The organism is Psychroserpens mesophilus (genome assembly GCF_050617655.1).
Classification (GTDB): domain Bacteria; phylum Bacteroidota; class Bacteroidia; order Flavobacteriales; family Flavobacteriaceae; genus Psychroserpens; species Psychroserpens mesophilus_A.
This window is the reverse complement of record NZ_JBODQC010000472.1, coordinates 1-239: the sequence shown is the minus strand read 5'-3', so window position 1 is coordinate 239 and position 239 is coordinate 1. Positions and strand designations below refer to the sequence as shown.

Sequence of the window (239 nt, the reverse complement as noted above, 5' to 3'; positions counted from 1 at the left end):
GGTGGCAAAAGTCATGTATAATGCCTGACACTTCAATTAATTAAGTAATTGAAAAATATATTCTTTCCATCGACGCCTGTGAAGGCGACACCCGAGGAAGCTCAATGAGCGAAAAGTTACAAAAAGTGCTGGCTCGCGCTGGCCATGGTTCCCGTCGTGAGATTGAAACCATTATCTCTGTAGGTCGCGTAAGCGTTGATGGCAAAATCGCCACGCTGGGCGACCGTGTTGAAATTACC

1 protein-coding gene is annotated in these 239 nt (G+C 46.4%); it reads left to right on the top strand.

Annotated features, from left to right (window positions below):
• Positions 1-104: 104 nt before the first annotated feature.
• Positions 105-239: S4 domain-containing protein (locus tag ACRHNM_RS18040; protein ID WP_431138006.1), on the top strand; the 135-nt coding region annotated here is incomplete at its 3' end.